The organism is Pirellulimonas nuda (genome assembly GCF_007750855.1).
Lineage (GTDB): Bacteria > Planctomycetota > Planctomycetia > Pirellulales > Lacipirellulaceae > Pirellulimonas > Pirellulimonas nuda.
The window spans coordinates 5,552,825-5,573,886 of the sequence record NZ_CP036291.1 but is presented as its reverse complement, the minus strand read 5'-3'; the positions used below and the strand labels follow the sequence as shown (position 1 = coordinate 5,573,886).

Genomic DNA, 21,062 nt, shown 5'->3' with positions numbered 1-21,062 from the left:
GGGCGGCCCGAAACCCTTCCAACGGCACATCGGATCGGATAGCTTTCTCGCTAGCGGTTCTTAACTCTTCTTGCTTCTGGGGATGAAGATCATGGCGATGACTCCGCAAGACGTCCTGGCGCTCTGTCGGGAACGCGACATCAAGGCGATCGACTTCCGCTTCATGGATTTCCCCGGCCTGTGGCAGCACTTCTGCATCCCCGTGGGGAAGCTGGACGAGGCGCTTTTTGAGGAGGGGTTGGGCTTCGACGGCTCGAGCATCCGCGGCTGGCAGGCGATCAACGAGAGCGACATGCTGCTGGTCCCCGACCCGGAGACCGCGTTCGTTGATCCGTTCGCCCACATGCCGACCATGGTGATCATCTGCAACGTGCAGGACCCGATCACCCGCGAGGACTACACCCGCGACCCGCGCAACATCGCCCGCAAGGGGGTGAACTACCTGCGGAGCACCGGCATCGCCGATACTTGCTTCATCGGCCCCGAGGCGGAGTTCTTCGTCTTTGATGACATCCGCTTCGACTCGCGTCCCGAGGGCAGCTACTACCTGATCGACAGCGCCGAGGCGGAGTGGAACCGCGGCGCGGACGAGGGCCCCAACCTGGGGCACAAGATCCGGCACAAGGAGGGGTACTTCCCCTGCCCGCCGGCAGACACGCTGTTCGACATCCGCAACGAGATGATGCAGACGATGATCGAGTGCGGCATGGACGTAGAGGCCGCCCACCACGAGGTGGCGACCGCCGGCCAGTGCGAGATCGACCTGCGGTTCGACGAACTGGTGTCCATGGGAGACAAGATCTGCAAGTACAAGTACATCATCAAGAACGTGGCCCACCGGCACGGCAAGAGCGCCACGTTCATGCCCAAGCCGCTGTTCAGCGACAACGGGTCGGGGATGCACTGCCACATCTCGCTGTGGAAGGGGGGCGAGCCACTCTTCGCCGGCAACGGCTACGCGGGCCTGTCGGAGATGGCCCTGTACGCCCTGGGGGGGATCCTGAAGCACGCCCCGGCGCTGCTGGCGCTGACCAACCCCACCACCAACAGCTACAAGCGGCTGGTGCCGGGCTTCGAGGCGCCGGTGAACCTGGCGTACAGCCAGCGGAACCGTTCGGCGTCGTGCCGGATCCCGATGTACAGCCCCAGCCCCAAGGCGAAGCGGATCGAGTTCCGCTGCCCCGACCCCAGTTGCAACCCCTACCTGGCTTTCACTGCGTTGATGATGGCGGCGCTGGACGGCATCCAGAACAAGATCGACCCGGGCGAGCCGCTGGACAAGGACATCTACGATCTGTCGCCCGAAGAGCTGGCCGACGTGCCGTCGACCCCTCCCTCGTTGGAAGCGGCGCTCGAGGCGCTGGCCAAGGACCACGAGTTCTTGCTCCGCGGCGACGTGTTCACCGAGGACGTGATCAGCACGTGGATCTCGTACAAGATGAAGAACGAGGTAAAGGTGCTCGCCCTCAGGCCGCACCCGCACGAGTTCTGCATGTACTACGACATGTAGCCCAGAGGGACCGCCCCGCGCGAGCTGGACCGTCGCCGGCGCCATCTCGTCATGCGCGATCGCGGAGGCCAGGGGCGCGGGCGCCCCAGCTCGCTCTCGCTTTTGAGGAATTCAGCGGCGCAAAAAAAGAGGGGGCCGGCCCGTTTGGGCCGACCCCCTTCTTCGATTACTCAACGAAACCCGGGTGACGAATCGCCTTAGGCGGCTTCGTCGGCCTTGGGGGCCTCAGGGGCCTTCGGGGCTTCCGGCGCCTTGGGGGCCTCGGGGGCCTTCATCTCGCCGGCGGCCGGGGTCGGGGCGTCGGCGGGGGAGCTCTCGATCACGACCGAACCCTCCACGACCGCGCCGCCACAACCACAACCCGACTCAACCACGGCCGAGCCGCAGCCACAATCAGCGGCCGGGGCGCCGCAACCACAATCACTCGCCGGGGCGCTGCAGCCGCAGTCGCTGACCGGGGCGCTGCAACCGCAATCGCTCACGGGAGCTTCGCAGCAGGTGGGCTGCTGGGCGCAGCACGAGACCGGCTCGCAGCAGGTGGGGGCGGGGCAGCAGTTCGACTTCTTCTTGCCACACAGCTTGGCGAACAGGCCGGCCTCGGCGGTGCTGGCGGTGGCCAGTGCCAATCCGGCAACCAGGGTCGCAGCAACTCCGAAACGCAAAACGGGGGTAAACGACATCACAGTCTCTCCTTAAGCGGGTGCGCTCGATCAATGGGACGGCAACCATGCCGGATGGGGGAGATCCCTCAGCCAGACCACAGGGTATGAGCGCTTCTACTCGGTGGCCGGGTTGCTCTGTCTCGCCGGAAAAAGGCCGCGACACCGCGTGCTGGGCCTTGGTTCCGATTGCGTAGGTTAAGGGGCTTGGGGTGTTTCGTCAATCTTGCCAGGCCTGGCAAGGTCCGCGGAACCACTCACAAGAACAACGGGCCTCGCCCAGCGAATGAGCGAGACCCGTTGTGGTCGATCGTTTTGGCGGCAGGCCGCCTGTCTGACTACATGCAGCAAGGAGTGCAGCACGGGGTGCAGCAATTCTTGGCGGCACGCTTGGCCCGCATGCGAGCGAAGCAGCCCTGACGCTGGGGCTTGCAGCACGGATCGCAGGGGTCGCAGCACACGGGAGCGGGCGCACAGCACGAAACGGGCTCGCAGCAAACGGGGGCGGGCTCGCAGCAGACCGGCTCAGGAGGACAGCACGGCTCCGGGGCGGGGGCGCAGCAGGGCTCCGGGGCGGCGCAGCAGGTCTGCTCAACGGCACAGCACGAGGCCGGCGCGGGGCAGCAGTTGTCCGCCTTCTTCTTGTGGAACAAACCAGCTTCGGCGCTGGTGGCCATCACGACGACGGCGAGCACCAGGCTCGCCTGCACGAACTTCGCAAAACGCATCTCAATTCCTCCACTAAAACTGGCCATGGGCCACAACAGCTTCCCAGGCGGCGACAAGCCGGCTGAGTGGTCACCCGCTGTGGGATCTGCCTGCCAGGGGTCTGGCTGACAGAAGGTTGAGGCGGGTGGCATTTCCGATTTTGTACCGGGGGCGTCGCCGCTATACGGGCCGACGATGCCTCACAAGTGGGATGGGGGCGAATTTTCCGGTCAGGGAATCTGCGCGCTCTTCACAACCTGCGCCGCAAGGCTACCATTCTGCTGCCGGCTGTCAACGGGCCTCCGCACAGAAATCACTAAAGTGCTCAGGCGTCGGCGCCGGGAATGACGCAAAAACCCCCAGAAACACGGCCCGAGAACCGTGTTTGCCGGTGCGTCCGGAACGTCCCGCGCAGGCCGAACGCGGGGGCTCTTTGCGGGGAGATTTCCGCGGCGAATTGATTGAAGAGGTTGTCGTAGATGATTATGATCAGGAAAAGCTTAGCGGCGGGCCGTAAAGGTTCCGAACAGCTCAAGTTTGTCTTCCGTATCGAGTGCGAAGAAGCTCTTCCCCGGTCCACCCCCTGGAAACGCTAGTGATCTGACACAGCCAAGACGCACCGCGTCGTTCCCACCGCCGAGTCGATCGTTTCCTGGAAGAGTTGGCCCTGCTGGGGCCGCTTTCGTCAGGTCTGGTTGCGGGGATCGTGCGTCACCAGTGCTGTTAGGTCTCCTCATCACCCGATGTCGATATCTATCTCACCATCGATCGATACGCTTCTGGCGCTCTCGCCAGAATCGGCAGATAGCTGGGTGCTTGGGGAAAACCCCAAGGTCGTCCAGATCGCCCGGCACGCAGAGAAAGCGGCCGAAGTGCAGTGCCCCGTTCTCGTGACCGGCGAAACCGGCACCGGAAAGGAAGTGTGGGCGAAACTGCTGCACCAGATCGGCCCCCGCCGCGACCGACCGCTGTTGCCGGTCAACTGCGCAGCGCTCACCCCCACGCTCGCTGAGAGCCAACTCTTTGGCCACGAGAAGGGCGCCTTTACCGGCGCCGCCGGCAAGAGCCTGGGCGTCTTCCGGGCCGCCGAAGGGGGGATCGTCTTTCTCGACGAGGTCGGGGAGATGCCGCTCGAGCTGCAGCCGAAGCTGCTGCGAGTCTTGCAGCAGGGAGAAGTGACCCCCGTCGGCGCCTCGCACCCGATTCAAGTGAATGTGCAAATCATCGCCGCGACCAACCGCGACCTGGAGCAAGAGGTAGCGGCAGGCCGGTTCCGCGAAGACCTCTACTACCGCCTCAACATGGTAGAGCTGCGGGTGCCGCCGTTGCGGCAAAGGGTCGAGGACATCCCGCGGTTTGTCGAGTACTTTTCCTGCAAGTACGCCGCCCGCTACAGCCGCGCCCAGTGGCGACCGAGCGACGAGCAGTTGCAGGGATTCTGCGAGTTCCACTGGCCGGGCAATATCCGCCAGCTCTCGCACGTGATCGAACAAGCGTACGTGCTGGACTGCGAGCCGACGTTGCCGGCCCTACGCTCCGGCGACACAAATGCTCCCAGCCTGCCCTTTACCAACCTCGACAGGCTCCGCGCGGCCGCGGTGCGGCAGGCCCTCCGGTCGTCGCAGGGGCACAAGGGGCGTGCCGCTCGTTTGCTGGGGGTGCACCCCAACACGATGACTCGGCTGATTCAGCAGCTTGGCGCCGACGAGTCGGCGGAGTCCTAGCCCCCGCTCGGTCGGCCCTCGATTGAGGCTTCTGCCTCCCGTGCTGCGGTCTCTCGGCCGCGGACAGGGAGAACGGACCCAGGCTCGCCCCATCCCGGCTTTCTGGGGCCTCTCCACCTTTCTGGTGGCTTCTCCCTGCTTCTGTGAAATATGACACAAGTTGCTTCTGGGTATAGGTTTGCGGCGTTGCGTGCCGCGGAGAGATCAGCGGATCAGGGAACCGCAGCGCCCTGGCCGACGATGATGGTTGATCCTCCGTGATTCGCAACACGTTTGCCATCAATGGGTTACGTCCCGTTGTCTTCGCTAGTCAAGGCTCTGGCACGCCGCTCGCTTAAGCAGAGGCACGGAGCAGGCAACGGCGTTTGTAGATGCGCTCGGCGACCACGGGACCGGGGAGTCCCCGCCGGCCTGCAAGTTCCTCAAGCAGATGGAGACGCAAAATGGCTAGCGAACAGCGGCAGGGTTTCGGTAACGGTTCGGCCGATAGCGACGACTCTTCCTCTTTCAACTACGGCACACGCAACCGGGCGAACGCCGCCGACAACCGGCCGGTGCAGGGTCGGCGTCGTGGAAAGACGCCTCAGTCGATCAACGGCATCCACCGTCGTCGCCGCCGCAAGATGTCTTGGTAGTCGGTGACCGGGTGGCTTGCGTTTTCTGCATGTCGGGCGTCTCGCTCGCCGATGACTCCATGCGCAAGCAGCTCGTCCGACCCCAGCAAACGGGGCGCAACTTTACCTAGCGGAGGGCGACTATGCCCGTAGAAACTTACGCGGCGTCGGAGCCGCGGGCGTCGCCTATTGCGGCCATCGCTACGGCGACCATGCGCTGCTTGATCGTTGCGCGCAGCGAACGTCAGCGGCGCTTCCTGATGCGGTCGGCTTCCGAGGCCGGCTGGGAGGTTGTTTCGTGCCGATCCGCCGAAGAGGCCGTTCGGCAGTCGCGACTGAGGCGTGCGGCGTTTGCGCTGATCGATGTCGCCGAGGCGGGTCCCCCCGTCGAGGGCCGCATCGATGGCGTCGACCGCGACGCGATCGGGGCGTTGATCCGCGCGCTGCATGGCGACCGAGTGTTGGTGGCCGTGTGCGTCGCGGACGGAGATTCGGAAGGCGAGTTGTGGGCCCGTTGCCTGGGCGTATGGGCTTGCCTGCCGGGTGTTGTTGAAGGCTGCGATTTGCCGTCAATCTGCCGCGACGCAAAAGCAGCCGTGCGGAAGGTCGCTCGCGTAGACGCGGGTCGTCTCGCCAGCGAAACCGCCGCTTCGTGGTAGCCGCTCCCGCCACGCGATCGAAGGCCCGGGGGGAGGGGGAAACCGTAGAGATCTTCGAAGGGAGAAAACCATGCCATTGGAAAGTCAGGAGCCGTTGGACGACGACGCGCTCCGTAGGCTTGATCCGCCGGTGCGAGAATCGCTGCCAGTAGGGAGCGCAAAGCGTTCCGTGCCGGGGCGGGCCTCGAAGCGGCCATCGAACGGGCGCAGGAAGCGGACCGCGGGGCCAATGGGAGGAATCCACAAACGCCGCAACAAACGCACCTCTTGGTAGCGGTGGTTGCGGTGTGGCAGAACGAGCCGGCCGCCGCGCGATTGGCGCTTGCCAACGCGCGGCCGGCTAGGCTACGCTTCACCAAGACGCTTCCTCAGGAAGCGGCTGCGGGCGTAACTCAGTGGTAGAGTGCTAGCTTCCCAAGCTGGAAGTCGTGGGTTCGAATCCCATCGCCCGCTCTTGACGTAAATCCCGCCGAATCAAGCACTTGTGATACCTGCCAATTCTCGGCAGTGCGGCGTTTCCCGAGGGCGCAAAACGGTACGTACCGTTTTGCACTCTGCGTAATCTGGGAGACCTGCACATGCCCCGTCTTAGCGTTGGCGTCCCGAAGTACCGTAAGCACCGCGCCAGTGGTCAGGCCATCGTCACCCTCGCCGGCAAGGACTATTACCTCGGGCCGCACGGCACGAAGGTCAGCAAGCTCGAGTACGACCGCGTGGTCCACGAGTGGCTGGCCGCCGGTCGGTCTCCCTCCTTCGGCGCCCCGGCGGATCGGCTAACCATGGTCGAGCTGATCGCTGCCTACCTCCGGTTCGCCAAGCCGTACTACGGCGCCGGGAACCGCGGCGAGTTCACCAACATGAAGCGGCCGCTGCGGCTGCTCCGCGAATTGTACGGCCGGACCAGCCCGGCCGAGTTCGGGCCGGCCCAGTTCAAGGCGATCCGAGAGAAGCTGATCGCCGAGGGCCTCGCCCGGACCTACATCAACGCGTTGATGAAGCGCCTGTGCCGCTTCTTCCGCTGGGCCGCGTCGGAGGGGCACATCCCGCCCGCCACCCCCCAGACCCTGTCGTTGATCCCGGGGCTTCGCAGGGGCCGCTCCGGCGCCCACGAGAGCGCGCCGGTGCATGCGGCTGACGCCTCGGTAGTCGATCAGACCCTGCCTCACCTCACGAGCGTGGTATCCGCGATGGTCCGCCTCCAGATGCTCACCGGCGCCCGCCCGGGTGAGGTCTGCATGCTCCGCACGACGGACATCGACCGTTCGACCGAGGTCTGGGAGGCTAGGCTTGTTGATCACAAGACCGCCCATCACGACCGCGACCGCACGCTCTACTTCGGCCCGAAGTCCCAGGCGGTCCTTCTTCCCTTCCTCGAGGGAGCCGAAGAAGGGTACGTCTTCTCGCCCGCCGCCTCGGTCAACGAGATGCGGCTTCGCCGCGCCGCGGAACGCAAGACGCCCCTCTCCTGCGGCAACCGCGCCGGTTCGAAGTACACCCCCAAGCCCAAGCGGCCTCCCAAGCCGTGCTACACGACGCAAAGCTACGGGCGTGCGATCGCACGTGCAGCGGAGCTGGCGGGCGTCGAGCGTTGGAGCCCCAACCAGCTGCGACACTTAGTTGCTACGCGCGTGCGCCGGGACTATGACCTGGACGCCGCCAAGACACTGCTGGGACACAGCCAGGTGGGGACGACGCAGCTCTACGCCGAGAAGGACCGTCGGCGGGCGATCGAGGTGGCGCGTGAGATCGGCTAGCCAGCAGCTCCGCCACGGCGCCGCGAGCGGCAGGCTAGCTGTCCGCATCGGCGGCACGATGATTACACCGGAACCCAAGCGACACGAGCAGCCATGAGCGGCCCCAGCCCCGAGAACAGCTCGCCCCTCAATGCAGGCTCGGCAACGGCCGAATCGGTCGCCGCCTGGTGGGGGGTCGATGCCGATCTCGTCGGCCGCTGCTTAGACAAAATCATCGGGCACTGCGCGCGAATCCACGCCAGCGAAGAAGCCAAGCAGCGCTACCAAGATTTGCTCGAGGACGCCTTGCGAGCAGCCTTCAGCCACGACGGCGACGCCCACCAATCCGAGCTAGGGACCCGCGCCGAGCAGTTGCTCGAGGAGTTCGCCGCGTCGGACTTGGATCAGATGTACCGGCGGGTTGGGATCATCGATCAGCTCGTTGATGGGCGATTGCCCGTGTTACAGATCGACGAGCTTGCCAAACAGATCCAAGACTTTCACGACTTCCAGGTCTTGCATGAAGAAGCACTCCTGGGCACCGGTCTGCCGCCCGAGATGTTCCCCGGGCTTTGCCTCCTCCACGAGGAGCTGGGTCGACTCTATGACGCCCGCGTCTCGTCTCCGCTTTACCCCCCACGCCTGGGTCCAGGCGTGGGGTATCCGTTGGGTCCCAGCCCCTACAAGTGGTACCGTTGGGTCATCGTCAACCAGACGCTTCCGATCGGGAGCGGGCTCTTTCACGGCCAGGCTCGAGAGAACGCCGCGGGCGAGTCGGCAGAGGGCCCAGATTGGCCTGCAGGCCAAAAGGTACTGGCGCAGTGCCATATGGAAGACGCCGACCCGCACCGTTTTCTGTGTATGGCCGATGTAGTGGGCATCGAGCAATTTAGGCCCCAGTTCTTCAAAGTACGCCTGCAAGTGCTTGCCGACTTGGCAAAAGCATTAAGCACGCCTGGAAGGGGAGCGGATCTGCTCGGGGGCTGCTTGAGCCGGCTCGGCGAGGAGTTTGATCGCAGCGACATCGACTACCTGCTGGCATTCGACCGCCGCTACGTCGGGGGTGACGCGGCGGGGTGCGGCACACCCCAGTACTCCAAGAAGAGCAACCCTGGGGGCTTGAGCAACCTGGTGCGTGTGGTTAGTCAGATGGAGTGCGAGTGCCGCTTTGGCACATGGGACTCTGTGGCGCGCCGAGCCCCGCAGTGCCTGAAGGGACCCTCGACCGACGCTCTACCGCAGCCGGGGTTCGCCGTGAACTGGAGGGGGTATTTTGCGGCCGCCCTGGTGGCGCAGCGCGTTGAGGAACTTCGTAAAGAGCTGGACTGCTTCTGCGACGACCTCATCGCGGCCCAAGAAGAAGTCGATGGATACTTGCAGGAGATCCCCCAACGGGTGAGAATCTGGCTGGACGATTCTGTCGAGGTCACGGTCTGCGTGCGCGTCGATCCGCGAGTAGCGTCGATCATCGAAGAGGCCCTGCCGGTCGCAATCGAAAAGATGACGACGACCGCCCTGGACAGCCTTCAGGCAAGCTCGGACCAGGCCGCCGCCACGGCCCGCCGATATCCGGAGGGGCCGCTGGGTTTGAATCAGTGGGTTTGGAATGGCAAAATCGTTGAAGTGACAATGCAACCGATGCAAGCGAAGGTCGCCCGCCTGCTATTCGCTGCGGATGGCAAACCAGTGGACTACGCTGACCTGGCAAAAGCGTGTTGGGGCCATAACGAGAATGTGGAGGACGGGACTATTTACAAACAAGGAAACCTTCTCAATGAGTACTTCCGTAAACATAAAGTCCCGTTGAAGGTCGCGCCGGGCGAGCGCGGCGGCCCCCGTCAAATGATCCTACTTGAGACAGAGCAGCCTGCGATCTCTACCGAGTAGCAATTAAACTGGTGCCGGCGTCGGGTCACCTTCAAGTCGATCGGTCCGAGCCTTTGGTCGCGTCGACTCTATCTCTCTCTCTGGACGGACGGTCGAAACCAGGGGACCGGCTGCCGTTTCACTAAAATCCTCGCGCGTACTTCCGGGCACGGTTTTGAAGTCGTAATCGCCCCAGCAACCGCGAAGCCAGCACCGGCCGGACCGGCCACTCAACATCGCTGAGCATGGGCCTGGCGAGTTGATCATGGCCAGAGGGTTTCGTTTCGGATGGCTATCGCCAACGTCGGCCAAGGAGATTGCATTTCGCTCTCTTCAAGTCGCAGCGTAGCACGCGGTTGTCGCTGTCGTCCAAGCGCGAGTCTCACGGATCAGACTTGCGAATAGCGCGCATCAACTCTTCAGCCGAAGACTCAAATCCCAGGAGTGATGTCGGCCTGTTTATCTGCGTGCTGTTCGGGTACGCCGAAAACATCGGCTTATACGCTTTCTAATCTGAACTAGCGCGCCTTCTATTGCGCCCTCCCATTTTACCCATCATACTGCGGCGATCCCCTTTAGCATGGAGGTCGCGATGCGGATCAAGGACCATCTCCCGATTGAGGAGCTGCGGCGCCTAGCGCGGGCAGAGAAGGACATCGGCCGGTTCCAGCGGCTGCGGATCGTGCTGCTTGGTTTGGAGGGCTGGACCGCCCCGGCGATCGCCACGGCGGTGGGGCTGTCGCGTCGCATCTGCCAGCGGTGGGCCGCCCGCTACAACGCCGAGGGCCTGGCGGGCCTCGACGATCGGCGGGGGCGCGAGCCGCGGCTGCCGATCGACGCCGAGCAAGAGGCCGCGTTCCGCCAGCGGATTGAAGCCGGGCCGGTCGAAGGGGACGAGGTCTGCACGCTGCGCGGCAAGGACTTTCAGCGGATCTTGGCGGCAGAGTTCAACCTGCTCCGGTCGCTGCCGTCGGTCTATGGGCTGCTGCACCGCTTGGGGTACAGCTGCCTGCGTCCTCGGCCGCGGCATCGCAAGGCAGATCCGGCGCAGGTCGAAGCGTTCAAGCAAGCGTGGCCTGAGCGCCTCGACAAGATCGCCGCGGAGCACCCGGGCAAGCGGCTGCGGGTCTACTTCCAGGACGAGTCGCGGTTCGGCCAGCAGGGGACCAACACCAACGTCTGGGCCGAGAAGGGCTCACGGCCAACGGCGGTGCGTCAGACCGAGTACGAGTACCTGTGGGTCATCGGCGCCGTGTGCCCCGAGACTGGGAACGCCGAGGGGCTCCTCAGCCCGCAGTTGAACACGCAGATCGTCAACTCATTCTTGGAGCTGTTCGCCAAGACCATCCCCGAGGGAGAGCACGCCGTGATGATCTGGGACGGCGCAGGCTTCCACACCAGCAGCGCGCTGCGTGTGCCGGAGAACGTGACGCTGGTGAAGCTGCCCCCCTACAGCCCCGAGCTCAACCCGATCGAGAACCTCTGGCACTACCTCAAGAGCCACTTCTGGAGCAACCGCGCCTACGCCGACTACGACGCCCTCGAAGCGGCCGCCATGGCCGCATGGCGCGTCGCCGTCCTCGACCAGGACCTCGTCCGTTCGGTCTGCGCAGCTCCCTACCTCGATCGCGCTACTTCAAAATAGAAAGCGTATTAAGGTGCCTCAATCGATAGATATGTTCGGCTGCTCACGGAGACGGGCGAGCTCTCTAGTCCTAGCTGGGCGTCCTGCACTCAGTGGCCCGCTCAACGGCTGCAGCATCGCCGAAGGTCTGTGTTCCGACACAGATACCTGCTCGGGCATTAGACGGAATTATAAATTCCGTCTGAGGTTCCGTGGGAGTTCCGTGCGTCCGATTACGCTCTGGGTTAGTTGATCACAAACTGACCCAAGCCGGACCAAACGATGTTGCACGTAGCCCCCGGGGAGCCTCTGCTCCCCGTCCCTGAAGCGGTCGAGCAGGCCACTGGCCGCCGACCTTCCAGCGCTAGTTGCCACAGGTGGCGCCTCCGCGGGATCGCTGGAATTCCCTTGCCCACGCTTAAATTTGCGGGACGGCGAGTGTGTTCTCGAGACGCCGTACTGCGCTGGCTATATGCCACGAACGCGGCGATGGGGGAGGCGATCACGGTCGGCCTTGGTTCGGCTATTCCTTCCGCGGACAAGGCCCCATCGCCCATCACTGGGTGCGACCGCGAACCCGAGCACAACCACCGCGTTGAGGCCGCCGAGCGCGAACTCGATCGAGAGGGGCTTTAGTGTCGCCCACCAATCCACCGGAACCTTTAGTTACGGCTTCGTCTGACCGGCTAGGCCAAATGACGAAGCAGGTCTGTCCGAATGCGCCTAGCCAGAACGTGAACGGCCTTCGCCGCGGGCCGTGCAACCCTTTCGGGCTCCTAACGCCCACCCACTACTCACAGGAGAAGAAGATGATCGTAAGCTCTTGCCGCTATCCGAATGCAGACCCGTCGCCGGAAGCGCGCGCCGAGACGCTAGTAACAACCAAAGAGCCCTGGTTCAAGGCGATGTTGGTCGGGCAGGAGGTTCGTGACTTTGTGACCGGCCTTCTCAACGCGTGTGGCGTCTCTGCGAAGAATGATGCGCTCTTGCTGGCGATCGCAACGGCGGCCGCCAAGGATGTCGTCGACGCAGAGTTGGGCGACCCGACCGAGCCCCTCGCGGAAGAGGGCTCTGCGCAAGATGGGGTCTCCGTGCCGCCCGAGCGCAACCCGCGCCATCTGCTTATCGAGATCGTACAGAACGCGGCGGGCCCCGAGGCCCAGCTCAAGCTCCTCCGGCACTTCCTGCGCTCGGCGATGTGGGCCGCGGCGACCCTCAGCGAAGACGGCCCCTACGCCAATTAGCGACAGGGCCGCCGGCGTTTGATCCGGCGGCCCTCCTTTTCCACCACTCAACCCTATGGAGTCGATCATGTCCAAAGTCAACGAAGTCCAGCCCCCGGAAGAGAGCAAGAGCGAGGCGGAACTCAAGCGTCCCGACAAGAGGCACGGGTTGTCGCAGCGAGATTTCAATGTGTTCCTCAAAGCGATGCTGCATCCGGCAGTGATGCCCGAGTGGGACGACGATAGGCATTGCGCCGAGTACACGGCCGCCGTCCGTGACGTGGTGTTGGCACTGGAGCGCGAGGGGGCAGGCGCTGACGATCGCGAGGTCCGTCAGGAAGACACTGAGCCCGGGCCCGCCGATCGTGACTTCGTCGCGGAGCTCGCTGTCCTCTACCGGCAGACGCCGGACGCGCAGACGTTCGTTCTTCTGGCGCGCAGGGTCCAAGCCGTGTTTCAGGGCCGCGCAGACCCAACCATTGCGTTGGCGTTCTCTCACGCCTTTTGGAACACGCCGGAGCCAGGGCTGCTTGAACGTAAGCGTCAGGCGTAGCCCGCAAAGTTGAGGCGCCCAGGCGCCGCGACGCGTGATTCATCAAGAAGGACCCTCGCCCCCAAGCAACCCGGAGGAAGAGAGAGTGTGTGACAGTGACGCCGCCCGGCCGCAAGGCCGGGACGGCGTCGAGAGTCCAGTTCGAAGCATCACCAACAAACAGGACAGATCATCATGGCCAAGGCCACAACAACCCCTATTGTACCCAAAACCGCCCGCCGCACCAAGCAGAGCTCAGCGAAAGCCGACCCCGACGCCGGCAAGTTCGACCAGCGGGAGGCGCTCTACAACGGCGGAGCGATCGGCGCGGCGCACGAGATCGCGGTCGGCGCCGAGCGGATCACGTCGAGCCGCGGCTTGATGCTCGACATCGATCTCAAGCTGATCAAGTCCGGCGGGCTCTTTGAGACGGTGGGCGACGACCCGTTCGCGTTCTACGCGCAGGTCTTTAAACCATTGCTTGCCCGGCACAGCCTCCTCAAAAAGGCCGAGGTCCGCATGTCGGGCGGCGGACTCCATGCGCTGCTGTGGCTCGACGAGCCGATCGAGTTCTTCTCCGACGACGAGCGGGACCGCTGGGCGATCACGACCCAGATCGTTCAGTATGCCCTGCCGTCGGACCCGCGGGCGCCGGGGATCACGGCGATGACCCGGCCGGTGGGCGCGATCAATAGCAAGAACGGCGCGCGAGTTGTGCAGCTTGCCCCCGGCGCGCCGTGCACCGCGGGCGAGATCGAGGCGTTTCGCGACGAGCTGAACGCCTCGCCGTTCAAATCGCTCGTCCAGCTCTGGACCGGCTCGGACCGCCTGGAGCCGTGCCCCTGCTGCCGGGCGGAGGGCTCGTCTCTTGCCGTGCTCGATCACCGCGGCCGCTGCTACAAGACGTGCGGCACGGTTTCGATCGAGACGTTTGTTTCGGAGGCGCTCGTCGATGCCCCGGAATAGCCCCGCCACTAGGAACGGTGCCGCCGCTCAGTTCGCGCGGAACTTCGCGGCGGCGCGGAGCGCCTTCGCCCGTCTGCCCGCGCCGGGGGCGCGCAGCGTCTCCGAGATCGAAGGGATGACCAAGACCGGCGTCTTCTTGAAACACCATTCGGTTGTCCTCGGCGAAATCCGCCAGGTCCTGGTCGACTCGCATCAAGTCTTTCACTGGAACGGCGAGCTCTTCTACGAGCGGCGGATCGGCGAGCGGCTCGACCTGATTCCGCTGACGTCCGACGGCGCTCCAACTAAGGACGCGGCCGCAACGCTGAGCAATTTGTTCTACATGAAGCAATCCCAAAAGGAGGAGTAACGTGGCTGACACAACCTTTGCGCCAACCAAAGACCTCGTGGGACTGGTGTTCGCCGACGAGCAGACGCAGGAGGCGCTGCCGAAGATCAAGGTGTACGCCCGCAGGCCGCTGTACGGCCCTGACTTTGAACTGCGCGGGCCGGGCTATTACGCGGAGCAAGAGACGCTCATCCACGGCGTGCCGATTGCACCGGCCCTGTTTGAGCCCGCCTGCGCCGCGGGCTCGATCTTCGCGGGGCTCCCGACGCGGCTCGCGGACCTGCTGGAGGACGTGCCGTTCGCGTCCCGGATCGACCTCGTCAACTTCATTGGAGTGCTGCTGACGGCCCTTCTGGGACACTTGTTCGCCGCAGTTGGCAAGCCGATCGCGGCCATCCTCGCCAACCAGAAAGGGGTCGGCAAGACGCTGCTTGCGCGCACGGTCGGCGCCATCTGCGACGGCGAGGACCCGAAACTAGTCGCGATGCTCCCGGACGAAGAAGAGCAACGCAAACATATCACCGCCCGCCTGCTCAAGGGCGGCTCATCGATCTTGATCCTGGACAACAGCCGCGAAGCAAGCGGCCGCGAGGTGGGGAGCCCGTTCCTGGAGTCCCAGTCGGTGTCGCCGGTCTACTGTGACCGCCGGCTGGGGGGCAACCAGATGTTCGAGACTCCCAACACGTTCCTGTGGCTGCTGACCGCCAACGGGGCGCTGCTCACCGCCGACCTGGCGTCGCGTGCGGTGGTCATCAACCTGCTGCACGAAGGCGCCACAACCGACCGCTCGTTCCGCCACGACTGCCCGGTCGCGTACGCGATCGAGTTCCAAGACGAGCTGCTGGCCGAGCTCTACGGGATGGTCGAGTGGTGGAAGCAGCAGGGCCGCCCGCTAGCGCCCCCAAACCATCGCATGATCGCCTGGTCGAGGCAGGTTGGCGGGATGCTGCAGGCCTGCGGCCTGGAGGGCTTCTTGTCGAATCAAGGGGAAGCCATCACCGCGGTCGACGCAGCGATGCAAGAGATTGCTGGCCTCGCGGAATGGGTCGTGTCCCAGCAGAGGGCCGGCTTCTACCGGGGCGCCGGGGACGGGGGCCCGTGCGGCCAGCGACCAAGCGACTGGGTGACCGTGTTCGCGCAGGCGGGTGTCCTGGAGAGAGACCTCAGCCAGAAGGCCAACCTCAAGGCCAAGAGCACCCGCATCGGGCAGTTCTTCAGCGAGTTTGTCGAGCGGCCCATCCCTTGCCAGGGCGCCGAAGGGCCTTTCCAGGCGACGCTCCGGCGGGTCCAGGGGCCTTCGAACTCGAAGCTCTATCTGTTCGAGATAGCACTCCCCGCCGCAGAGGCCGCCGGCCCCCAGGCTGGTACGCCGCGCGAGGCGCGGGCAACCGCGCAAGACGTGACCTTGTTGGCGCCGGAGACCGACGACGCTGCCGCTCCCAGCCCCAACCCTGCAGGGACGGAGGCGCCTTCGGCCGCCACAGGCAGTGGGAACGGGCTCAGCTGGGGTGAAGACGACGAATGAAGCGGATTGTTTGTTAACCCGTTAACCTCGATTAACCTCCCCCGGAGGCAGGTTAATCGCCGCAAGCCTTTATGAGAGAGTGGTTTAGAACGAAGGAATTAACCTATTAACCTTTTTCTACCTCCCCCGCGTGTAAGTGTGTGTTTACATCACGCGTGTACGCTTCGCATACATATAGGCCGGGGAGGGTCAAACAGGTTAATAGGTTAATTATCGGGACGTAAGTCATTGATAGCGCACAACTTAACCCCTGTTAACCCTGTGCGTATCTACGTGAACAGGGGTTAACAGGTTAACGCCAGAAGGACACTAAGAGATGCTTGAAGTCAGCCTATCCCCCCAGCACGACCCAGTTTCCTTCTCGCCGTGGAAGCCCTCTCTGGGCAAGGCGCTCGGCGATGTAATCGCCCTCGACACCGAAACAACGCTCATCGACGACGTGCGGCACTGGGAGGCGCCCGAGCTGGTGCTGGCCGCCGCCACGGACGGGCAGCGGGGGTACTTCCTCACCCCTAAGACGCTTGGCTCTTTCCTGCGGGACCACCGCGGCTGCCAGTTCGTGATGCACAACGCCGCGTTCGACTTGGCGGTGATCCACAAGGTTGCCCCCCAGCTCGACATCTACCGCTTGGTCGAACGTGGGCAGGTCTGGGACACCATGCTCCAGCACAAGCTGCTGAAGCTGGGCAGGGAGGGGCACGCCGCCAACGGCAAGGGGCTATCAACGCTCGCGACGTGCTGCCAGGAGTACCTCGGACTCACGCTCGACAAAGACGCCGCAGACGCGTCGGGCGACGCGGTGCGGCTGAACTTCGGCCAGTACCTCCACCGCCCCGCCGGCGAGATCCCCCGCCAGTACCTGGAGTACTTGGCCCGCGACACGCTCGCCACGCTTGCCGTCCATCAGGAGCTTCGCCGCCGCACCGACACCTTGCTCAACAGCGCCGCGGACCAATGGGGCTACGTCGATGCGCAGTGGCTCGCGGACGCTCAGCAGCGTTACGGCCCGCTGACGCACCACCTCCAGCTCAAGGCGTCGATCGTGCTGCGTGAGATCACGGCCAATGGGCTGCACATCGACGCGGTGGGGCGCCGCAACCTGAAGGACGCCCTCGGGTCCCGCCAGGCAGAGCTGCGGGAGAGGCTACGGAAGCAGGGTTACCTCGCGGGCGAGCCCAAGTGCAACAAGGCGCTCCAGGGCATCCTCCGTGACATCCAGCGTCGCCACCCAGAGCTGTCGCTGGAGAGGACCGAGAAGAAGCAGGAGTTTCGCGCGTCGAAGGACGCGTTGGAGCAGCTCCGTGGCATCGAGCCCTTTGTGGACGACCTGCTGGGGTTCAAGCAGTGCGAAAAGCTGCTGGGATCGTTTGTAGACAAGCTCTTCCGCGAGGACGTCCACCCCAGCTTCCAGCCGCTGCTCACCACAGGGCGCACCAGCTCCTTCGGCGAGCTCAACGCGCAGAACCTGCCCCGCGACCCCCGTGTGCGTTCCTGCTTCACGCCGCACCCCGGAAACGTGTTCATCGACGCGGACTACTCGACGATCGAATTGGGGACGCTTGCCCTCGCTGTCGAGGCCCAGTTTGGTGAGACGTCCGAGATGAAGCGGCTGATCAACGCGGGGGTCGATTTGCACCGCACGATGGCTGCGACATTCTACGGCAAGCCTGCAGAACAGGTCTCCGGGGAGGAGCGGGGTAAGGCCAAAGCGATCAACTTCGGCGTCCCGGGCGGCATGGGCGCCCGTGGGCTGCGGGGCTACGCCGCTGCTTCGTTCGGAGCGTCGCTCACCGAGGAGGAAGCGGACGCGATGCGGGAGGATTGGTTTGAGCAGTTCCCGGAGATGAAAACGTTCCTTGCGCGTGAGGACCACGCCATCCGGTGTATGGCCGAGAAGCTGGGGCTTAGCTGGGGGGCTTACAACGAGGCTCTGGGGCGGCAGCCGCGGAGGCCGATCGACGGCTCGGACCCCTACCGCCCCGAGCCTACGGTGTCTCGCATGCTGCTCAAGGCGATCAAGGTACCCGAGCCGGCAAAGGGAAACGGAGAACCCTACTCGGAGCAGGCGTGCGACTACCTCTGGTCGCGACTGCAGTCTGGGATCGACCACCTCCCCGCCAAGTTTCACCAGGACGTGCGGCTGCGTCGCCCCTCTCCCCAGCTCCAGAAGGCCGTCATGCACGCGTTCGACCGCTTGGGTGTTTTCACCCTCACCGGTCGCCTGCGTGCGAATTCGAACTTCACGGCACGCCACAACACGATCTTCCAAGGCCTCGCCGCCGACGGGGCCAAGCAGGCCCTGTGGCGGCTGTGGCGGGCGGGGTACCGGATCGCGAACTTCATCCACGACGAGATCATCGTCGAAGTCCCCGAAGACTCCAACCTCGCGTGGCACGAGGCGATCGTCCGCACGCAGATGATCGACGCGATGTCAGAGGTTGTGCCCGGGGTTCGCATCGGCGTGGAGTCCGCGGTCTCGACGTGCTGGCACAAGGAGGCCAAGCCGATCCTGGACGCCCAGGGACGCCGTGTGGCCTGGAGTCCGCCCACAGAGGAGGCCGCGTAATGGCTCGTGCACTGACCACGCATGAGAGGGCACGCATCGTGCCCCCCCCTGCCTACAGGGCCCGCCCGCCGCCGTGCCGACGCGCACTGAGGCGAGTGGCCGCGACGTGGTTGTCGCGTGTGATGTGTTTACCTATTTGATTTCAAACTACTTCAAAGGTGTAAAGTGATCCAACAACAAAAAGACCGTCGCCTCGCCCGCTTGGAAGAGGAACGGAACAAGCCGCCGGTAACCATCCTCAACGTCGTCGCGGCGGTTCTCGCGGGGGTTTTCTTCCGGATGGGCTCCAAGCGCTCGTGGTTCGTGGGGGCCCACCTGGAGGAGAAGCTCGTCTACCTCTACTGCGAGGACCCGGCCGAGGACCGCGACGAGAAGCTCCGCACGGTCGTGGAGGAGGCCCGGTGGGAGGCCCTTGTTCAGGTGGGGCGCGGCGTCTACCCGAACGACGTTCCCGACCGGGAGGCCGCAGTGGTGCTGGTCTTCACCTGCGAGGAGGGGTGGCTCGACGAGCTGACCTCGCCTGACCGGGAGGACGAGATGAACGAGCTGGCGAGCGCCCTCGAAGGCGTGTGTGACGAGGTGTTCGCGTCGGCCAGCGACGCGTAGGGCCGGAGTGAGGTGGATCTCCCCCGGGACGCGGCCCAACCGACAACCGGGGGTGTGAGGGGGTTGAGGAACGGCGGGCGGGGACAAGTACCGCTCGCCGTTCTCCTCTCCCAAGCGTTGACGATTGCGGTGCGCCTGCACACGTCCGATCTGCGTCCGGCTGGACCGTGACCCAGCCCTCCAGCCCAGCGGCGGGCGCCACGCGTTGGCGGTGTCGTAGGCGGTTAAGCGGGGCCCACGTCTGTTCAACGGGACCGTGTCGGCGGGGGCGCCGCAGGCAGCGTCTCCAGTCTCTCGCCGTCCTTGTTTCAGTTTCTTAGTACCCAGGTGTCAGATAGGAGGCCAAAAACCATGCCACGCAAGACCCGCACGAAGGAACCTTTCCACCCTCCCCAGGCGAAGAGGCGCGGTCAGCTGATCCTCCCGCTGCGTCTACCGGGCCGGCACAGGGAGACCCTCCTAACTTACCCGTCCCTCGACCCCCGCCTCGCTCGCCGCCTGATGGTGGAAGGAGAGGGTCTGCACACGACGGGCATCACCCGCGATGAACTCGAGCATCTTTATGAACTGTCGTATGAGATCGCCACTAACCCGGAGGAGGAGGAGCGTGGAGTCCCCGATCAATGGCGGGCGAGGCCCTCAGGCGTCCTGTCCGCGGTCATCAACACGTTGGAGGATCTGATCTCGCTCAGTGATGCGCAAGAACGTGGAGACCGGGCGGCTGTCTCGAAGTTGGACGCCGAGTGGGAGCGGGAAAAAATCTACCAGTTCACGATCATGTTGCGGGGCGATTTCCCTACGATCTGGCGCCGGATCCAGGTGAAGGATTGCACCCTGGGGAAGCTCGCCGAGTTCTTCGCGGAGGCGATCTTCCGTTGTCACCTATCCGGCCATCAGATCGAGGTCGATGGCCAAACCTACGTAGAGGATTGTCGGTTTGATAGCTGGGGCTACGACCTGCGTTTCTACCAGGGCTATCGGGACGAGTCGCAGGTAAAGATTGGCCAGCTCGTCCGGCTCTCGCCCCACGCTAAGGAATGGTTCTTTTCGCCGGGGCCCTTCCGTACGGCACGCCATGATGTGTGGTTCGGGGGGACAACCACCATTGACCGGAGGGCGGTCTACCCCCGGTGTGTGGCCGGTGAACTCGACGCTCCCCATGGGCGCTACGAGGACATCGGCGCCCATGCCGAGTTCATGAGGGTTTGGCGTCTCCCCATCGAACAGCGGCCCTCAAACTGGCGCTGCCCGCCCGATTACGACCCCGAGAAGTTCAGCAAGGAGCGGGTGAGCTACGCGCTAAGACGCTCGTCGGTGGGTTACAGCCGCTGGAGAATGGCGTCCGGCCAATACCGCCGTCGCTGATGGAGCTACGGGACCTCCCGTATCGCTATCCCTCTGTAGCCACGGCTGGGGGGTGACTGCTAAGGCCCGACCCTCCCCGCGATGGACCGCGGAAGAAGGTCTCAGCGGCTGTGAACGGGGAGCCTCCGTCGCCCCCCCCCCATGGCTCGTCGCGTCGGCTCGGCTCTCCTTCTGCCAGGAGGCTTGCACGCCCGCCGGCGCCTTCGTCCGCAGGCTTGGTGGAGCCGCCCACCCGCCCCTCCTGGAGCGCCGCAGCAGCGCCCGAAGCAATCCATCCCTGCCCCGCAAACCTCTCCACTCCGCCGCTGCAGACAAGGGCGCCCAACGCGGCCTCAGACCCCAGGAGGTAGATGTCGCTGAGATGCGGGGCGCCAGAGTCCTCGACCGCCATCGGGTCTAGGCAAGCCGCCGCTAGGGCCGCATGCGTCCAGAGCCTCTACCACCGCCCCCGTCACCCGCCTGGCCCCCTACCCGCCGCCAACGGCCCCCCTGGGTCCGCGGCGGCGCCGGGGGCCTTTTTTTATCCCTCGGTTCTTCGTGCGTGGCGCCAACGACTGTACTGGCTGGATCCGATGACCGTCCGCAGTGCGGGCGCCCGCGCAGGGGGCGGCCTGCTTTCGCGACTGCGTGTCGGCGACCGGGGCGCCCTGCTGGCGTCTACACGCAAGAGGCGGCCACGTGCGCCCTGAACGCGCTGCGCGCGCGTAGGCGCGTTGGGCCGCGGAGGCGCCCTCCCAGCCGCCCTTGGGCCCAAGTGCGCCCCAGCGGGCGCGTGGGGGCCCCTGGCGGCCTCTTGTTGAGTCCACAACCCGCTCGCCACTCGGCGCCACTCGCTGATGGACGCCGGCATGCCT

At 64.8% G+C, this 21,062-nt stretch carries 18 protein-coding genes and 1 tRNA gene; 17 read left to right on the top strand and 2 right to left on the bottom strand.

What is annotated here, in order from left to right:
- Window positions 1-91 precede the first annotated feature (91 nt).
- Window positions 92-1,510, top strand: coding sequence for a type I glutamate--ammonia ligase (gene glnA / locus Pla175_RS21635; RefSeq protein WP_197527055.1), 1,419 nt, complete (start codon window positions 92-94; stop codon window positions 1,508-1,510).
- 197 nt (window positions 1,511-1,707) lie between these two features.
- On the opposite strand, the gene Pla175_RS21630 is transcribed toward glnA, so the two are convergent.
- Together Pla175_RS21630 and Pla175_RS21625 are read right to left on the bottom strand one after the other, a co-directional pair.
- A complete protein-coding gene (locus Pla175_RS21630; RefSeq protein WP_145290525.1) occupies window positions 1,708-2,190 on the bottom strand; it encodes a hypothetical protein in 483 nt (160 codons plus the stop codon).
- Between the two features lie 317 nt (window positions 2,191-2,507).
- The gene (locus tag Pla175_RS21625; protein WP_145290522.1) at window positions 2,508-2,897 is read right to left on the bottom strand and encodes a hypothetical protein; all 390 of its coding nucleotides are present in this window, start codon (window positions 2,895-2,897) and stop codon (window positions 2,508-2,510) included.
- Window positions 2,898-3,620: 723 nt separating this feature from the next.
- Here Pla175_RS21625 and Pla175_RS21620 point away from each other — a divergent pair.
- The 16 genes from Pla175_RS21620 (at window position 3,621) to Pla175_RS21545 (ending at window position 20,208) form a co-directional block, all read left to right on the top strand.
- Window positions 3,621-4,601, top strand: a complete 981-nt coding sequence (locus Pla175_RS21620) for a sigma-54 interaction domain-containing protein (protein ID WP_145290519.1) — start codon at window positions 3,621-3,623, stop codon at window positions 4,599-4,601.
- Window positions 4,602-5,044: 443 nt separating this feature from the next.
- On the top strand, window positions 5,045-5,236 hold the full coding sequence (locus Pla175_RS21615) for a hypothetical protein (protein ID WP_145290516.1): 192 nt from the start codon (window positions 5,045-5,047) through the stop codon (window positions 5,234-5,236).
- Window positions 5,237-5,358: 122 nt separating this feature from the next.
- Window positions 5,359-5,874 carry a hypothetical protein gene (locus tag Pla175_RS21610; protein WP_145290512.1) on the top strand — a complete coding sequence of 172 codons (516 nt, stop codon included), beginning with the start codon at window positions 5,359-5,361 and terminating at the stop codon, window positions 5,872-5,874.
- A 381-nt stretch (window positions 5,875-6,255) separates the two neighbouring features.
- A tRNA-Gly gene (locus tag Pla175_RS21605) sits at window positions 6,256-6,327 on the top strand.
- 125 nt (window positions 6,328-6,452) lie between these two features.
- Window positions 6,453-7,628, top strand: coding sequence for a tyrosine-type recombinase/integrase (locus Pla175_RS21600; RefSeq protein WP_145290509.1), 1,176 nt, complete (start codon window positions 6,453-6,455; stop codon window positions 7,626-7,628).
- 93 nt (window positions 7,629-7,721) lie between these two features.
- Entirely contained in the window at window positions 7,722-9,494 is a 1,773-nt protein-coding gene (locus Pla175_RS21595; RefSeq protein WP_145290506.1) for a hypothetical protein, read from the top strand.
- Between the two features lie 571 nt (window positions 9,495-10,065).
- Entirely contained in the window at window positions 10,066-11,118 is a 1,053-nt protein-coding gene (locus Pla175_RS21590; RefSeq protein ID WP_197527054.1) for an IS630 family transposase, read from the top strand.
- A gap of 261 nt (window positions 11,119-11,379) precedes the next feature.
- Window positions 11,380-11,733 carry a DUF1580 domain-containing protein gene (locus Pla175_RS27210; RefSeq protein ID WP_145290500.1) on the top strand — a complete coding sequence of 118 codons (354 nt, stop codon included), beginning with the start codon at window positions 11,380-11,382 and terminating at the stop codon, window positions 11,731-11,733.
- 173 nt (window positions 11,734-11,906) lie between these two features.
- Window positions 11,907-12,341 carry a hypothetical protein gene (locus Pla175_RS21580; RefSeq protein WP_145290496.1) on the top strand — a complete coding sequence of 145 codons (435 nt, stop codon included), beginning with the start codon at window positions 11,907-11,909 and terminating at the stop codon, window positions 12,339-12,341.
- Between the two features lie 55 nt (window positions 12,342-12,396).
- Complete coding sequence (locus Pla175_RS21575) at window positions 12,397-12,873, top strand: hypothetical protein (protein ID WP_197527053.1); 477 nt, start codon at window positions 12,397-12,399, stop codon at window positions 12,871-12,873.
- 174 nt (window positions 12,874-13,047) lie between these two features.
- Window positions 13,048-13,818 carry a hypothetical protein gene (locus tag Pla175_RS21570; protein WP_145290490.1) on the top strand — a complete coding sequence of 257 codons (771 nt, stop codon included), beginning with the start codon at window positions 13,048-13,050 and terminating at the stop codon, window positions 13,816-13,818.
- Window positions 13,805-14,167 carry a hypothetical protein gene (locus Pla175_RS21565; RefSeq protein ID WP_145290487.1) on the top strand — a complete coding sequence of 121 codons (363 nt, stop codon included), beginning with the start codon at window positions 13,805-13,807 and terminating at the stop codon, window positions 14,165-14,167. Before Pla175_RS21570 ends, Pla175_RS21565 begins: the two co-directional genes overlap by 14 nt.
- Window position 14,168: 1 nt before the next feature.
- The gene (locus Pla175_RS21560; protein WP_145290484.1) at window positions 14,169-15,671 is read left to right on the top strand and encodes a hypothetical protein; all 1,503 of its coding nucleotides are present in this window, start codon (window positions 14,169-14,171) and stop codon (window positions 15,669-15,671) included.
- A 316-nt stretch (window positions 15,672-15,987) separates the two neighbouring features.
- Window positions 15,988-18,237: a DNA polymerase gene (locus tag Pla175_RS21555; RefSeq protein WP_145290481.1), complete on the top strand. Its 2,250-nt coding sequence runs from the start codon at window positions 15,988-15,990 to the stop codon at window positions 18,235-18,237.
- A gap of 165 nt (window positions 18,238-18,402) precedes the next feature.
- Window positions 18,403-18,843: a hypothetical protein gene (locus Pla175_RS21550; RefSeq protein WP_145290477.1), complete on the top strand. Its 441-nt coding sequence runs from the start codon at window positions 18,403-18,405 to the stop codon at window positions 18,841-18,843.
- Window positions 18,844-19,194: 351 nt separating this feature from the next.
- On the top strand, window positions 19,195-20,208 hold the full coding sequence (locus tag Pla175_RS21545; RefSeq protein ID WP_145290474.1) for a plasmid pRiA4b ORF-3 family protein: 1,014 nt from the start codon (window positions 19,195-19,197) through the stop codon (window positions 20,206-20,208).
- The last annotated feature ends 854 nt before the right edge of the window (window positions 20,209-21,062 follow it).

Bases quoted from the DNA above. Each gene is read 5' to 3' on its own strand.
- glnA (WP_197527055.1), top strand. From the start codon at position 92: ATGGCGATGACTCCGCAAGACGTCCTGGCGCTCTGTCGGGAACGCGAC.
- Pla175_RS21630 (WP_145290525.1), bottom strand. From the start codon at position 2,190: ATGTCGTTTACCCCCGTTTTGCGTTTCGGAGTTGCTGCGACCCTGGTT.
- Pla175_RS21625 (WP_145290522.1), bottom strand. From the start codon at position 2,897: ATGCGTTTTGCGAAGTTCGTGCAGGCGAGCCTGGTGCTCGCCGTCGTC.
- Pla175_RS21620 (WP_145290519.1), top strand. From the start codon at position 3,621: ATGTCGATATCTATCTCACCATCGATCGATACGCTTCTGGCGCTCTCG.
- Pla175_RS21615 (WP_145290516.1), top strand. From the start codon at position 5,045: ATGGCTAGCGAACAGCGGCAGGGTTTCGGTAACGGTTCGGCCGATAGC.
- Pla175_RS21610 (WP_145290512.1), top strand. From the start codon at position 5,359: ATGCCCGTAGAAACTTACGCGGCGTCGGAGCCGCGGGCGTCGCCTATT.
- Pla175_RS21600 (WP_145290509.1), top strand. From the start codon at position 6,453: ATGCCCCGTCTTAGCGTTGGCGTCCCGAAGTACCGTAAGCACCGCGCC.
- Pla175_RS21595 (WP_145290506.1), top strand. From the start codon at position 7,722: ATGAGCGGCCCCAGCCCCGAGAACAGCTCGCCCCTCAATGCAGGCTCG.
- Pla175_RS21590 (WP_197527054.1), top strand. From the start codon at position 10,066: ATGCGGATCAAGGACCATCTCCCGATTGAGGAGCTGCGGCGCCTAGCG.
- Pla175_RS27210 (WP_145290500.1), top strand. From the start codon at position 11,380: ATGTTGCACGTAGCCCCCGGGGAGCCTCTGCTCCCCGTCCCTGAAGCG.
- Pla175_RS21580 (WP_145290496.1), top strand. From the start codon at position 11,907: ATGATCGTAAGCTCTTGCCGCTATCCGAATGCAGACCCGTCGCCGGAA.
- Pla175_RS21575 (WP_197527053.1), top strand. From the start codon at position 12,397: ATGGAGTCGATCATGTCCAAAGTCAACGAAGTCCAGCCCCCGGAAGAG.
- Pla175_RS21570 (WP_145290490.1), top strand. From the start codon at position 13,048: ATGGCCAAGGCCACAACAACCCCTATTGTACCCAAAACCGCCCGCCGC.
- Pla175_RS21565 (WP_145290487.1), top strand. From the start codon at position 13,805: ATGCCCCGGAATAGCCCCGCCACTAGGAACGGTGCCGCCGCTCAGTTC.
- Pla175_RS21555 (WP_145290481.1), top strand. From the start codon at position 15,988: ATGCTTGAAGTCAGCCTATCCCCCCAGCACGACCCAGTTTCCTTCTCG.
- Pla175_RS21545 (WP_145290474.1), top strand. From the start codon at position 19,195: ATGCCACGCAAGACCCGCACGAAGGAACCTTTCCACCCTCCCCAGGCG.